The 14,071-nt window shown below is 69.7% G+C and carries 12 protein-coding genes; 2 read left to right on the top strand and 10 right to left on the bottom strand.

Features of this window, described 5'->3' with window-relative positions:
• Positions 1–243: 243 nt before the first annotated feature.
• From GGQ96_RS18395 to GGQ96_RS18385, 3 genes are read right to left on the bottom strand one after another with little or no spacing between them, the layout of a single operon-like run.
• Complete coding sequence (locus GGQ96_RS18395) at positions 244–1,719, bottom strand: efflux transporter outer membrane subunit (protein ID WP_184116834.1); 1,476 nt, start codon at positions 1,717–1,719, stop codon at positions 244–246.
• Positions 1,719–3,296, bottom strand: coding sequence for an MDR family MFS transporter (locus GGQ96_RS18390; RefSeq protein WP_184116833.1), 1,578 nt, complete (start codon positions 3,294–3,296; stop codon positions 1,719–1,721). The genes GGQ96_RS18395 and GGQ96_RS18390 overlap by 1 nt, the downstream gene beginning before the upstream one ends.
• 1 nt (position 3,297) lies before the next feature.
• Complete coding sequence (locus tag GGQ96_RS18385; protein ID WP_184116832.1) at positions 3,298–4,473, bottom strand: HlyD family secretion protein; 1,176 nt, start codon at positions 4,471–4,473, stop codon at positions 3,298–3,300.
• Between the two features lie 261 nt (positions 4,474–4,734).
• On the opposite strand from GGQ96_RS18385, the gene GGQ96_RS18380 reads away from it, so the two are divergent.
• Positions 4,735–5,697, top strand: a complete 963-nt coding sequence (locus tag GGQ96_RS18380; RefSeq protein ID WP_246360714.1) for an endonuclease/exonuclease/phosphatase family protein — start codon at positions 4,735–4,737, stop codon at positions 5,695–5,697.
• On the opposite strand, the gene nhaA is transcribed toward GGQ96_RS18380, so the two are convergent.
• Entirely contained in the window at positions 5,636–7,045 is a 1,410-nt protein-coding gene (nhaA, locus tag GGQ96_RS18375) for a Na+/H+ antiporter NhaA (RefSeq protein WP_184116831.1), read from the bottom strand. The genes GGQ96_RS18380 and nhaA overlap by 62 nt on opposite strands.
• A 156-nt stretch (positions 7,046–7,201) precedes the next feature.
• Here nhaA and GGQ96_RS18370 point away from each other — a divergent pair, with 156 nt between their 5' ends.
• A complete protein-coding gene (locus GGQ96_RS18370; RefSeq protein ID WP_184116830.1) occupies positions 7,202–9,346 on the top strand; it encodes a histidine kinase dimerization/phosphoacceptor domain -containing protein in 2,145 nt (714 codons plus the stop codon).
• 4 nt (positions 9,347–9,350) lie between these two features.
• Here the strand turns inward: GGQ96_RS18370 and GGQ96_RS18365 are convergent, their stop codons facing one another.
• The 6 genes from GGQ96_RS18365 to fumC form a co-directional block, all read right to left on the bottom strand.
• A complete protein-coding gene (locus tag GGQ96_RS18365; protein WP_184116829.1) occupies positions 9,351–9,869 on the bottom strand; it encodes a biliverdin-producing heme oxygenase in 519 nt (172 codons plus the stop codon).
• Positions 9,866–11,164, bottom strand: coding sequence for a dicarboxylate/amino acid:cation symporter (locus GGQ96_RS18360; protein WP_184116828.1), 1,299 nt, complete (start codon positions 11,162–11,164; stop codon positions 9,866–9,868). Before GGQ96_RS18360 ends, GGQ96_RS18365 begins: the two co-directional genes overlap by 4 nt.
• 243 nt (positions 11,165–11,407) lie before the next feature.
• Positions 11,408–12,058 carry a guanylate kinase gene (gene gmk / locus GGQ96_RS18355; RefSeq protein ID WP_184116827.1) on the bottom strand — a complete coding sequence of 217 codons (651 nt, stop codon included), beginning with the start codon at positions 12,056–12,058 and terminating at the stop codon, positions 11,408–11,410.
• A 101-nt stretch (positions 12,059–12,159) separates the two neighbouring features.
• Entirely contained in the window at positions 12,160–12,369 is a 210-nt protein-coding gene (locus GGQ96_RS18350) for a hypothetical protein (protein ID WP_184116826.1), read from the bottom strand.
• Positions 12,366–12,578, bottom strand: a complete 213-nt coding sequence (locus tag GGQ96_RS18345) for a hypothetical protein (RefSeq protein WP_184116825.1) — start codon at positions 12,576–12,578, stop codon at positions 12,366–12,368. Before GGQ96_RS18345 ends, GGQ96_RS18350 begins: the two co-directional genes overlap by 4 nt.
• Positions 12,579–12,645: 67 nt before the next feature.
• Positions 12,646–14,037, bottom strand: a complete 1,392-nt coding sequence (gene fumC / locus GGQ96_RS18340; RefSeq protein ID WP_184116824.1) for a class II fumarate hydratase — start codon at positions 14,035–14,037, stop codon at positions 12,646–12,648.
• Positions 14,038–14,071 lie beyond the last annotated feature (34 nt).

The following is a 14,071-nucleotide window of genomic DNA, read 5'->3' as shown; positions in this document are numbered from 1 at the left end:
TCTGTGCCGGCCTCCTGACCCGGCTCAAAGCCTGAATCACAAAACTGCGCCAGTGTGAATCCCCAACGATTCAAAAGGACCGGAAACCGCTCTAGAAAGGGCGCTTCGAGCTGAGGTGCCGAGAGGCCGCTGCCGACGGCCTGGCGATCCCGCCACACGCTTCTCCAGCAAGGGCAGGGATTGAGGCGTTGCGGCGGCATCGATCTTGGGCGGCCGTGCCTCGGCGCGCCCACGAAGCCGGCGTCAACGCGCCGGCGGGACCGCGTCCGCGCGTTGCGGCGTCCAGCCCAGGCCCAGGCTCTTCTGCACGGCGATGTAGCTGGTGGTCAGCTGCGCCTTGGCCTGCGCCACCGCGATCGCCGCCGAAAGGCGCTGGCGCTCGATGTCGAGCTGGTCGATCGTCGCGCTGGTGCCGGCCCGGACCCGCTGGTCGTTGAGCGTGGCGGCGCGCGCCGCCGCCGCTTCCGCCCGGGCGAGGTTGCCGAGCTGCGCGCGAAGATTGCCGAATCGCGACAGCGACGTCTCCGCCTCCTGCAACGCCTGCAGCACGGTCTGGCGATAGCCCGCCTCGGCCTGGTCGCGCTGCGCCTCGGAAGCGCGGGTGGCGGCGCGCGCCTTGCCGAAATCGAGAAAGGACCAGCTCAGCGTCGGCGCGCCGAGCGCGGTCAGCTTGCCCAGGTCGAACACGTCGCCCGGCGACGTACCGCCCAGCCCGAGCAGCCCCAGGAAGCGCACGGCCGGCAGTTCGCGCGCCTTGCTGACGCCGATCCCGGCGGTGGCGGCGGCGAGTTGGCGCTCGGCGGAGCGGATGTCGGGACGGCTGGCGATCAGCATTGCCGGATCGCCGACCGGCACCTGCGCCGGCGGCAGCGGCACCGGCGCGACCGTCGACAGCGTGGCGTCGAGCGCGCCGGGCGCGCGGCCGGTCAGGATCGCGATCTGCCCCAGATATTCGTCGCGTTGCGCGCCGAGCGGCACCGCCTGCGCCTCGCTGGTCTCCAGCGCGGTCTGGAGCCGCTCGACATCAAGGGTCGAGGCGGTGCCGGCGGCGAAGCGCTGGCGGGTTAGGGCGAGCTGGCGCTGCTGGAGCGCGGTGGATTGCTGGTTCAGGCGGATCCGCGCCTGCACGTCGCGCAGGCTGACATAGGCCTGGGCGACCTGGGCCGACAGGCTGACCTGGGCATCGGCCAGGTCGGCGAACCGCGCCTCGGCGGTGCGGCGGCTCTGCTCGATGCCGCGCCGGCCGCCGCCGAAGATATCCGCTTCCCAGCCGACGTTGAGGCCGAGATTGTAGAATTGCAGCGAGGTCGACCCGCCGCCCCCGCTATCGCCACCGCCACCTTGGCCGCCGGACTGACCGCCCAGGTCGATGCCCGGCACTTCGGCATGGACGTAGGTCGCGTTGGCGCTGACGCCGGGCAACTGCCCGCTGCGCTGCTGGGTGATCCGGGCCAGCGCCTCGCGGATGCGCGCCTGGGCCTGGTCGATGCTGGGATTATGGGCCAGGGCGTCGTCGACCAGCGCGGTCAGCGTCGGATCGTTCAGCGTCTCCCACCAGCGCGCCAGCCCGGGCGTGGGGACAAAGGCGGGATCGGTCGCCCGGACGAAGCGGCCGCGCGTCGCCGCGTCCGACGCGGTCGCCGGCGGCCCGGCATAGTCCGGTCCGACGGTGCAGGCGGCGAGCAGGCCGAGGAGCGGCAGGAGCGGCGTTATCTTCATCAGTGCGTCGCCGCGGGCGCGGCGTCCTTGGGCAGGGGGCGGAGGAACAAGACCAGGGGCAGCACCGCGAAGGTGCCCATCCCCATGATCCAGAAGATGTCGTTATAGGTCATGACCAGCGCCTGGGCCTGGACCTGCTGGCCGATCACGCGCAGTGCGGTCGGCGTGCCGCCGAACTGGCGCGCCAGCCCGCCGACATAATCCTGCACCGACACGGCATTGGCGTTCAGCGTCTCCTCGATCCGGCGCGCATGGAAGTACATGCGCGTGTCCTGAATGATCGAGATGCCGGCGAGCGCGAAGCTGCCGCCCAGGTTGCGCATCGCGTTGAACAGGCCCGACGCGTCGCCGGCATCCGCCGGCGGCACCGAGCGGATCGCCGCCTGGCTGAGGAACAGCATGCCCAGGATCTGCCCCACGCCGCGCAGCAGCTGCGAGTCGACGAAGCTGGACCCGTCCGACACCAGGGTCAGCGTGGTGTCGAGCAGCGCCGAGCCGCCCATGATTGTCAGGCCGAAGCCCACCGCGATGCGAATGTCGATGTGGCGCAGCAGGAACGGCGTCATCGCGATCATGATCAGGCTGGGGATGCCCGACAGCAGCACGATCTTGCCCGATTGCAGCGCATTGTAATCGGCCACCGTGGCCAGGAACTGGGGGATGGCATAGGAGGTGCCGTAGAGCACGATGCCCAGCACCACGCCCATCAGCGCCACCGCGCCGAACTGGCGGTCGAGCAGCAGCGACAGCTTGATGATCGGCCGCTGTGCCCGGAACTGCCCGACCATCAGCAGCGCGAAGCCGAACAGCGTGACCAGCGCCATGGTGCGGATCAGCTCGGACGAGAACCACTGCTCGCGCTGCCCCTCCTCCAGGAACACGGTGAGGCCGCCCAGACCCAGCGCCAGGCCGAGGATGCCCAGCCAGTCCGCCTCGCCGATCAGGTCGAGGCGCGAGCGTTCGTGCGGCAGACCGACGAGCAGCAGGATCACCAGCAGCGCGCAGACCGGCACGTTGAGGAAGAAGGCATAGTGCCAGCTGACATTCTCGGTCAGCCAGCCGCCGATCAACGGGCCGATCACGGGGCCCAGGATCGCGGTCATGCCGAACAAGGCGATGCCGACCGGCTGTTGCGATCGGGGCAGGCGCTGCGCGATGATCGTCTGCGCGGTCGGGATCATCGCGCCGCCGGTGAAGCCCTGGCCGACCCGGCCGATGATCATCATCGTCAGCGTCGTCGACACGCCGCACAGCACCGAGAATCCGGTGAACAGCCCCGACGCGACCAGCAGGAAGGTGCGCAGCCCCAGCAGCCGGGTCAGCCAGGCCGACATCGGGATGATGACGATCTCGGCGACCAGATAGGCGGTGGCGATCCATGTGCCCTCGGTCCCGCTCGCGCCGATCTCGCCCTGGATGGTCGGCAGCGACGAGTTGACGATCGAGATGTCGAGCGTCGCCATCAGCGCGCCGATCGTGCCCGCCGCCACCGCCAGCCAGGCGCTGGCGTCCGCACGTTCCGGCGCACGCTCGGATACCGGCGCGCGGGCCGGGCGGGCAGGGGCGGCGGTCGCCATGTCAGCGCACCCGCTGGTCGAGTTGGTCCTGCTGTTCGCGAATCCGCTTCAGGTCGCCCTTGGCGTCGATCGTGTCGACCGTCACCGTCACCGACAGACCGGGGACCAGCAGCGCGCGCGCCGCCGGCGTCGCCTCCAGCGCGATCCGCACCGGTACGCGTTGGGTGATCTTGGTGAAGTTGCCGGTCGCGTTCTGCGGCGGCAGCAACGAGAATTCGGCGCCAGTGCCGGGCGACAGGCTCTCGACGCGGCCGACCAGTTCTGTGCCATCCAGCGCATCGACCTTGATCGTCGCCGGCTGGCCGACCCGCATCAGCGCCAGCTGCGTTTCCTTGAAGTTCGCGACGACATAGAGCTTGTCGAGCGGCACCACCGACATCAGCCGGGTGCCGGCGCTGACGAATTGGCCGATCTCCACCGTCTTGTCACCCACCCGGCCTGCGATCGGGGCTCGCAGCAGCGTCGCGGTCAGGTCGACATCGGCGGCGCTGCGCTGCGCCTGTGCGGCCTGGCCCTGCGCCCGGGCCTGGCGGACCTGGGATTCGATCGAGGCGACGCGCCGCCGCTGGAGCGCCAGGGCGGCCTCCTGCGCCCGCACGTCGCTGGCCGACTGGGCGGCGGCGGTCCGCAACTGCGCCAGCCGCTCGCGCGTCTCCGCGCCGCTCGCCGCCAGCGGCGCGTAGCGCGCGACCTCGCTGGCGTCATAGGCCGCTTTGGTTCGGGCCGCCGCCAGTTCCGCCGCGGTCTGCTCGATCGTGGCATATTGCTCGCGGATCTGCGCGCGGGCGCTGTCCGCCTGCGCCGCCGCGACCGCGATCTGGGCGTCGGCCTGCGCCACCTGCGCGCGATAGTCCCGCGGATTGATCCGGACCAGCGGCTGGCCCTGGGTCACATTCTGGTTGTCGCCGACCAGCACCTCCTCGACATAGCCGGTCACGCGCGGCGCGATCGTCACCGAATCCGCCTGGATGCGCGCGTCGTTCGTCTCCTCCAAATACTGGCCATGCGTCTGGTAACGAACGAACCACAGCGCGCCCAGGATCACCACCGCCAGCGCGATCAGCAGCAGGATCAGCTTGGCCCGGCCGCTCAGCTTGCGCTTTGGCTTGCTGTCCTGTTCGGTCGTCGTGTCGTCGTCCGGCTGTCGATCGTCGCTCTCGTGCTGCGAGTCCGCCATGCATTCGCCTCGATTGTCGTGCGCCCGATAACCCGCGGCGCGATGATGTCCGTCTTAACCGGACAATATGTCCGGTTAGCCGAATCCGCAAGGTACAACCCCTTGGTTCAGGGCAGGGGGTAAGCTACCGCGTCCTCCGTGCCTTATCCGATGTTACCAATACGCCTCGCTGTCTCCGCTGCGCTGCTGTCGATCGCAGCGGGGTGCACGCACCTGCCTCCACCCACGCTCGCCGACCCGCAGAACGCGCCTCGGCCCCGGTTGATCCGTTTCGCCGGCGAAACGGCGACGGAGGTGTCACTGGACGTGCTGACCTTCAATATCGAGGGGCTTGGCTGGCCCGCGCGGCGGGGGCGCGGGTCGTCGCTGGCGCAGATCGGCGACACGCTGGCGCGGCTGCGCGCCGAGGGGCGGGCGCCGGACGTGGTGCTGATCCAGGAGATGTTCAGCCCCGCCGCCCTGCGCGCGGTGCAGGCGATGGGCTACCCCAACATGGTCGTCGGCCCGTCGCGCACCCAGCGCAAGCGCATGGCCGATACGCCGATGATGGCGGGGCCGTTCCGCCGTCGCAAGGGCGAGACGGGGATGCATTTGGTCGGGTCGGGCCTGGCGATCCTCAGTCGCTATCCGATCGTCGCGCACGATGCGGAGCCGTTCGGCAAGCATCGCTGCGCCGGGCTCGACTGCCTCAGCAACAAGGGCATGATCCATGCGCGCATCGCCATGCCGGGCGTGCCGCAGCCGATCGACCTGTTCGGCACGCATCTGAACTCGCAGGGCGCGTCGCGCGTGCCGGCGCAGCGCAACGGTCAGGCGCATCGCCTGCAGGTCGGGCAGCTCGCGCGCTTCATCGATGCCGCCGCCCAAGGCGGCGTGCCGGCGATCCTGGGCGGCGATTTCAACATGCGCGGCTCGACCGAGCGGTTCGACCGGTTCCGCAGCGCCTCCCGCAACTTCACGCTGGTGCATCAATATTGCGAGGCGAACCGCGCCACGTGCGACGTGCGCATGTCCTGGGACGGTGACGCACCCTGGCTTGATACCGAGGATCTCCAGCTCTTCCACGACGGAACGCTCGTGTCGGTCCGGCCGGTGCGGGTCGAGGCGATGTTCGACGGCGCGGACGGTCTGCCGCACCTGTCCGACCACGACGGATTCCGCGTCACCTATCGTCTGCGCTGGACGCCGGCGAAGGCGAAGGCGACGCCGCCCGCCACAGTGTGAGATAGCCGAACACGCCCGACAGCAGAGAGGCGGCGAGGATGCCGAGCGACGCCAGTTTGGTATGCTCGGCATCGGCAAAGGCCAGCTCGGCGATGAACAACGAGATGGTGAAGCCGATCCCCGCCAGCGCGCCGATCCCCAGCACCATCCGCCAGGTGACCCCTTCGGGCAGCGCAGCGCGGCCGGTGCGCGTCGCCGCCCAAGTCGCCGCCAGGAAGCCGATCGGCTTGCCGAGGGCCAGGCCGACCAGGACGCCCAGCGCCAGCGGCGAATGCAGCGCCTCTCCGATCAATTGGCCGGAGAAATGGATGCGGACATTGGACAGGGCGAAGAGCGGCAGCACGACATAGGACACCCAGGGCGTCAGCGTGCGGACCAGCCGCTCCGCCGCCTCGTCGGTCGCGGCCGCCATCTCGTGGATATAGCCCAGGCGCTGTTCGGCCTGTTCGCGATGCTCCTCCGCGGCCTCGGCGTCCGGCGCCCGCTCCGCCGCGGCCTGGGCCCGGCGCAACTGGTCGATCGGCCGCTGGACCCGTTCGGCGAAGCGGCGCGGCGACAGGCGCGAACTGGTCGGCAGCAGCAATCCCAGGGCGACCCCGGCGATGGTCGGGTGGACGCCCGAGCCGAATACGCCGACCCACACGACCAGCCCGAGCAGCACATAGGGAATGGACGCCACCCAGCGCAGCCGCAACAGCCCAACGATCCCCAGATAGCCAAGGCCGGCGAGCAGCAGGAACGGCCAGTGGATCGCGGCGGTATAGGCGAGCGCGATCACCAGCAGCCCGAACACGTCGTCGATCGCCGCGAAGGCGAGCAGCACCGCGCGAACGGCGGCGGGCAGGCGGGTGGTGAACATCGCCACGATCGCCAGGCTGAACGCGGTGTCCATCGCCGCGACGATGCCCCAACCATGCTGAGTCTCGGCGCCGATATTGAACGCGAGGTATAGGGCGACCGGCACCACCAGCCCGCCGATCGCGCCGGCCACCGGGAAGATCGCGGTGCGCAGCGATGACAATGATCCCTTGACGAACTCGCGCTTCACCTCGGTCCCGATGATCAGGAAGAAGAGCGGCATTAGCGCGTCGTTGATCCACTCCGCCGCCGGTCGCGCCACCGCCCAAGCACCGTAGCTGACCCGCACCGGTCGGTCCCACAGGCGGACATAGTCCGCCCCCAGCGGCGAGTTGACGACCACTAGCGCCACGATCGACGCGATCAGCAGCGGCCCGCCCGACACTTGGCCGATCGCGAAAAAGGGCTCGATCCGGCGCAGCACCGCGGCGGCCGGCGAGTGGTGCGCCCGGGCGGCAACGCGGCCATGGAGCCGGGGGGAAAGGGCCATCAGCGGGTCCGTGCTCGTTCGACGATCATCGAGCATACGGTTCAGGTCCGACGCATGTTCCCCGCGACCGACTTGATCAAGATCATGGAGGCTGGCAAAGCATTTGCGTTTCCAAGGCAATGCGTACAAGCCTGCAGACGCAGCATCAGGATCGGCATGGCTTCCCATCTCCTTTCGACAGACCCTGGCGCGGACCTGTCCGCCTGTGACCGGGAACCCATCCATATACCCGGCTCGATCCAGCCGCATGGCCTGTTGCTGGTGGCCGAGGCGGCAAGCGGTCTGGTGGTCGCCGGGGCCGGGCCGCTCGAGGCGGTGCTGGCGGCGGACTGGCTGGGGCGCTCGCTCGCCGACCTGCTCGGCCAGGACGTGCAGGGTCGCTTCGATCCCATGCCGGTCGGCTCGAACACCTTGCCCGGCATGCCGGTGACCGGACGGGACGGCCGGCGATACGACGTGGCGCTCCATCGGGCGGGCGACCGACTGCTGGTCGAGCTGGAACGCGCCGCGGACGCGCCGCTCAGTTCGGGCGAGATGCTGGCGCTGCTGGAGAATTTCGCGATCGGCTTCGAGCGGGCGGGCGATCTCAACGCGCTGTGCGCGCGCGCCGCCACCGCCTTTCGCGCGCTGACCGGGTTCGACCGGGTGATGGTCTATCGCTTCCTGGACGACGATGCCGGGCGGGTGGTGGCGGAGGACAGCGATCCCACCCTCTCGTCGTTCCTGCATCATCATTTTCCCGCCTCCGATATCCCACGCCAGGCGCGCGCGCTCTATGTGCGCAACCGCGCACGCGTGATCCCAGACGTGGATTACGAAGCCGCGCCGATCCGCCCGGTGGCCTGGCAGGACAGCGACCTCAGCGACGTGGCGGTGCGCAGCGTCTCGCCCATCCACCTCCGCTACCTGCGCAACATGGGGGTGCAGGCCTCCGCCTCGATTTCGATCGTCAAAGGTGGGCTGCTCTGGGGGCTGATCGCTTGCCACCACCGCACGCCGCACAGCCTGCCGGCGGACATCCGCGCCGGCGCGACCGTGCTGGCCAGCAGCCTGTCGCGCCAGATCCGCGCCAAGGAGGAGGCGGAGACCTATCGCGAGCGGCTGGGCCTGCGCGGCCTGGAGGATGCGATCGCGCCGCGCCTGGCGACCGCGACCAGCCTGGCCGAGGCGGTGTCGCAGACCCGGCGCGAGCTGCGCGAGCTGTTGGGCGGTGACGGCCTGGCCTTTGTCGATGGCGCCACCGTGCTGGTGCGCGACGGGCGATGCCCGCCGGACGATTTCACATTGGGTCTGGTCGAATGGTTGCGGCAGGAAGGCGGCGTCGAACCCTTCTCGTCGCATATGCTCAGCGCCGCCTTTCCGCCGGCCGCCGCTCGTTTCGCCGAGGCCAGCGGACTGCTCGCGCTGCCGCAGGCGGAGGGGCGCGGCATGCTGCTATGGTTCCGCGCCGAACAGCCCGAGGAGATCGAATGGGCGGGCAATCCGCACAAGTCGGTGGCGCTGACGCATGGCGAGACGCTGACGCCGCGCGCCTCGTTCGAGACGTGGCGCGAGGAAGTGCGGGGTCGGTCGCGGCACTGGACGCTGGAGGAAATCGAGTCGGCGCGTCGGCTGGGCCGTACGCTGCTCGATGCGGACCGCAATCGTCGGCTGCGTGACCTGAACGGCGAGCTGAACCGGACGGTCGCGGCGAAAGACGTTCTGCTGCAGCAGAAAGACCTGCTGATGAAGGAGGTCGACCACCGCATCCAGAACAGCCTGCAATTGGTCGCCGCCTTCCTGTCGATGCAGGCGCGGGCCGCCGGGCCGGGCGCGGTCGCCGACCAGCTGGGCGAGGCGCAGGCGCGGCTGGCGGCGGTGGCACAGGTGCATCGCCGCCTCTATCGCGACGACCAGATCGAGACGATCGACCTGTCGCGCTACCTGACCGAGCTGACCGCCGACATGAAGGCGACGCTGGGCGAGGGCTGGGCGCGGCAGATGACGCTCGATCTCGCGCCGGTGCTGATCCCGACCGACCGGGCGGTGAAGGTCGGCTTGATCCTGACCGAGCTGGTGATCAACGCCACCAAATATGCCTATCCGGGCACGATGGGTCCGATCGCGATCGCCCTGGAGCGACATCACAGCCGGTTGCGGCTGATCGTCGCGGACGAGGGGAATGGCAAGCCGGCGGCCGGCGGCAGCGGCTTCGGCAGCCGGATGATGCTGGCCATGGTCCAGCAACTCGGCGGTGTGCTGGAGATGGAGGATAACGCCCCCGGGCTCCGTGTGGTGATGACCGCGCCGATCGCCGGCTGATCGCTCAGGCGGCGCGTTCGTAGAGCGCGAAACAGGCCATGGCGCCACGCAGGGCCGCGTCCCGCCAGGCGGCGGATTCCAGCCCCGCCCTGGTCTCGATCGCGGCGAGCAGCGTGCGCCACTCGCCCGGCAGGTGCCGCGCCCCCAGATAGCGCTGAGGCCAGCCCTCGGCCACGGCGCGCGCCAGCACCGTGCCGCCGAGCCGCGACCCCTCCGTCACATAGAGCGCGCCCCAGGCCGCCGCGTCATCGGCCAGCGTGAAGGGCAGGGGCGCCGGCATCACCCGGCCCAGATCGGCCAGGTCGGCGGCGAGCAGGCGGGCCCGTTCGCGCCACGGCGGCAGGTCGGGATGGGCGTGCAGCGCCGCCTCCGCCGCCGGCAGAGCGCGCCCATGGGCGGCGAGGAAGGCGGCATAATCGTCGCGCTGGTCGAGCCGGAACGCGCCGTAAGCGGCGTCGACCCGGTCATGGGCCGGACCGCTCTCGCTGCGCAGTCGCTGGACGAAGATGGAGTTGGCAGTCATGCCGCCGCCGGCAGCGCGGGATCGCCCGCCGCATCCTCGCGGCCGCCGGCGATCTGGCGGATCAGCCCCTGCCGTCGCGCGACGATCGTCGGCACCAGCGCTTGCCCCGCGACGTTGACGGCGGTGCGACCCATGTCGAGGATCGGATCGATCGCCAGCAACAGGCCCGCCCCCTCCAGCGGCAGGCCGAGCGTGGTCAGCGTCAGCGTCAGCATCACCAGCGCGCCGGTCAGCCCGGCGGTCGCCGCCGAGCCGATCACCGACACCAGCACGACCAGCAGATAGTCCGCGGCGTGGAGCGGGATCGCGTAATATTGCGCGACGAACAGCGCCGCCACCGCCGGATAGATGGCAGCGCAGCCGTCCATTTTGGTCGTCGCGGCGAAGGGGACGGCGAAGGCGGCATATTCGCGCGGCACGCCGATCCGCTCCACCGCCGCCTCGGTGACGGGCAGGGTGGCGATCGACGAGCGCGAGACGAAGCCCAGCTGGATGGCGGGCCAGGCCGCGGCGAAGAAGCGGCCGACCGACAGGCCGTTGGCGCGCAGCAGCAGTGGATAGACGACCAGCAGCACCAGCGCGAGGCCGATATAGACCGCGCCCGCAAAGGCGCCCAGCGCCGACAGCGACTGCCAGCCATATTGCACCACCGCATGGCCGAGCAGCCCGGCGGTGCCGATCGGGGTCAGCCGGACGATCCAGCGCAGCACGCGCCGGAAGATGGCGAGGGCGGCGGCGTTGAACGCCAGGAACGCCTCGCCCTGCGCACCGACGCGGACAGCGGCGACGCCGATCGCGATCGCCACCACGATGATCTGGAGGATGTTGAACGACAGGCTGGTGGTCGCCCCGCCATCGGTCAGCTTGGTCGATGCCGCCAGGCCCAGCACGTTCGCCGGCACCAGCCCGCGCAGGAAGTCGAGCCAGGAGCCGGTGGTGGCCGGCCGCACCGCCGCCGCGGCGTCCACTCCGGCATGGGCGCCCGGCGCGATGACAGTGCCCAGCACCAGCCCGATGCTGACCGCGATCAACGCGGTGATCGCGAACCAGATCAGCGTGCCGGCGACGAGGCGGGCGGCGTTGCCCAACTCGCGGAGCGCGGCGATCGAGGCGACGATGGCGGTGAACACCAGCGGCACGACCAGCGCGCGCAGCAATTGCACGAAGATGTCGCCGACGATGCGCAGCCCCTCGGCCAGGCCGCTGTCGGCACCAAGCGCGCGGGCCCAGACGCCCAGCGCCAGCCCGATGCCCATGCCCAGGAACACCTGGACGCTGAAGGATGGGAATTTCATGCCGCCCCTGTTGCTGGCACGGGCGTGGAAAGACAGCAAGCTTTGATGCGGCGCAGCGAAGCGGGGCTTGTCACAAGGGTGGTGGAATCAACGTTTCTGACCCGTGGGTTGTCCGGTTCTATTGTTCCCCCGCGAAAGCATGGGGGCTGTTGGGGGGCGATTCTTGGACGACGGAGCTTCGTCACCGAAGCATCCCCAACTGGGCCCCTGCCTTCGCCGGGAAAGAAGATGAAGGGGACAGCTTTACCGCGTCAGCCGGCGGATGAAGCCGATCAGCCCGGTCTGGCGCGAACGCTTGAGCCGCTCCGCCGCCAGGATCGTCTTCACGCCGCGGAAACACTCCTCGACATCGTCATTGACCAGTACATAATCATAGCCGTCCCAGTGGCTGACCTCATTGGCGGCGCGCGCCATCCGGGCGTCGATCACCTCCACCGAGTCGGTGGCGCGGCGTTCCAGTCGATCGCGCAACTCCTCCATCGAGGGCGGGAAGATGAACACGCGCACCACGTCGCCGCCAGCGATCTGGAACAGCTGCTGCGCGCCCTGCCAGTCGATGTCGAACAGCACGTCCTTGCCGGCCGCCAGCATCGCCTCGACCTGCGCGCGCGGCGTGCCGTAGCGGTTGCCGAAGACATGCGCCCATTCCAGGAACTCGTCAGCCGCGACCATGCGGCGGAATTCCTCCAGGTCGACGAAATGGTAATCCTTGCCGTCGACCTCGCCGGGGCGGACCGGGCGGGTCGTGGCGGACACCGACAGGGCCAGGTCGGGCTCGTCGGCCAGCAGCTTGCGCGCGATCGTCGACTTGCCGGCGCCGGAGGGGGAGGACAGGACGAAGAGCATCCCACGGCGCTTCAGGCCATGGGCGTCGGTCGGAGGATAATGCGCCATGCCCGCCTTTGGCCAAGAGGGAGCCGGGCCGTCAAGCCGATACGCCGAAAGGCGGCCGACCGTTGCCCGGTCGACCGCCCTTCAACCATCGCTGCCGATGGTCAGAAGCCGCGCGGCGCCATCCGCGAAGCCCGACGTCGATCATAGGCCTTCTTCGCGACATAGCCGCCACCGAGCAACATGCCGAGCGGTCCCATGCGACGCAGGCCACCGCCGACCAATGCACCCATGGCGGCGCCCTTCAGCCCGCCGCTGCCGTCGCGACGATCCATCTCGCGGCCCACCAGCGCTCCGATAATCTTGCCGATCATTGCTTGTCTCCCTTGACCATCTCCACGAGTTCGCCCGCGCCGCGCAACACCGCCCATCCGACCGCATAGGTAATCGCCATCGGCACCGCGACCTTCAGCACATTGGCGACGATCGCGCCCTTCAGCGCACCGTCCCAACTGGCATCGTCGTCGCCGCTCATCGAATCGATCACGCCGCCGACCAGGGCGCCGATGGTGGTTGCACTCACGAAAGCATCTCCTCGTATACCGTGATAAGCGTCGGATCGCCCCTGGAGTTCCCGCGCGGGCGTCGCCTCAGCGACCGATCATCGCCTCGGGCCTGACCACCCGGTCGAAGGTCGCGGCGTCGACCAGGCCCAGCGCCAGCCCCGCCTCCTTCAGCGTCAAGCCTTCCGCATGGGCGTGCTTGGCGATCTTGGCGGCGTTGTCATAGCCGATCTCGGGCGCGAGCGCGGTGACCAGCATCAGGGACCGGTCGACCAGCTCGGCGATGCGGGCACGGTTGGCGGTCATCCCCGCCACCGTACGGTCGGCGAAGCTGGTCATGCCGGTGGCCAGCAGGTCGATCGAGCGCAGTACGTTCGCGCCGATCAGCGGCTTGAAGACGTTGAGTTCCAGATGGCCCTGGAGGCCGCCGACCGTCACCGCGACATTGTTGCCCATCACCTGCGCCGCGACCATGGTCAGCATCTCGTTCTGGGTCGGGTTGACCTTGCCCGGCATGATCGAGCTGCCCGGCTCGTTCGCGGGCAGGTCCAGCTCGCCGAGCCCCGAACGCGGGCCGGAGCCGAGCAGGCGGATGTCATTGGCGATCTTGGTCAGCGCCACCGCCAGCACGTTGAGCGTCCCGTGCAGGTCGACCAGCCCGTCGTTGGCGGCGAGCGCCTCGAACTTGTTGGCGGCGGTGACGAACTCCAGCCCGGTCAGCGCGGCGATCTCCGCCGCCACGGCCTCGGCGAAGCCCTGGGGGGCGTTGAGGCCGGTGCCGACGGCGGTGCCGCCCTGCGCCAGCGGCAGGATGTTGCGCGTCAGCGTCCCCTCGATCCGCGCCCGGCAGCTCGCGAGCTGCGCGGCATAGCCGGAGAATTCCTGCCCCAGCGTCAGCGGCGTCGCATCCTGCAAATGGGTTCGGCCGATCTTGACGATGTCGTCCCAGTCCCTGGCCTTGGCGTCCAGCGCGGCGTGGAGATGGTCGAGGGCCGGGAGCAGGGTGCGGGTCACCGCCAGCGCAGCGGCGACATGCAGCGCGGTCGGGAAGCTGTCGTTCGACGACTGGCCGCGATTGACGTCGTCATTGGGATGGACCGGCGACTTGCCGCCGCGCGTGCCGGTCAGCATCTCGTTGGCGCGACCCGCGATCACTTCGTTCACGTTCATGTTCGACTGGGTGCCGCTGCCGGTCTGCCAGATGACGAGCGGGAACTGCTCGTCAAGTCGGCCGTCGATCACCTCGGCGGCGGCCGCGTCGATCGCGTCGGCCTTGGCATCGTCCAGTCCGTGGTCGCGATTCACCCGCGCCGCCGCGCGCTTCACGATGGCGAGCGCATGGACGATGCCGATCGGCATCCGCTCGCGCGCGCCGAAGGGAAAATTCTCCAGGCTGCGTTCGGTCTGCGCCCCCCAATAGGCGGAGGCGGGAACTTCGATCGCGCCGATCGAGTCGGTTTCGGTGCGGGTGTCGGTCATGGGCGTCCTCTTTGCTGCACAGGCTCAAGGCTCG

Source organism: Sphingomonas abaci (genome assembly GCF_014199625.1).
Lineage (GTDB): Bacteria > Pseudomonadota > Alphaproteobacteria > Sphingomonadales > Sphingomonadaceae > Sphingomonas > Sphingomonas abaci.
The sequence above is the reverse complement of the archived record's forward strand: the minus strand, read 5'-3'. Positions and strand labels throughout refer to the sequence as shown.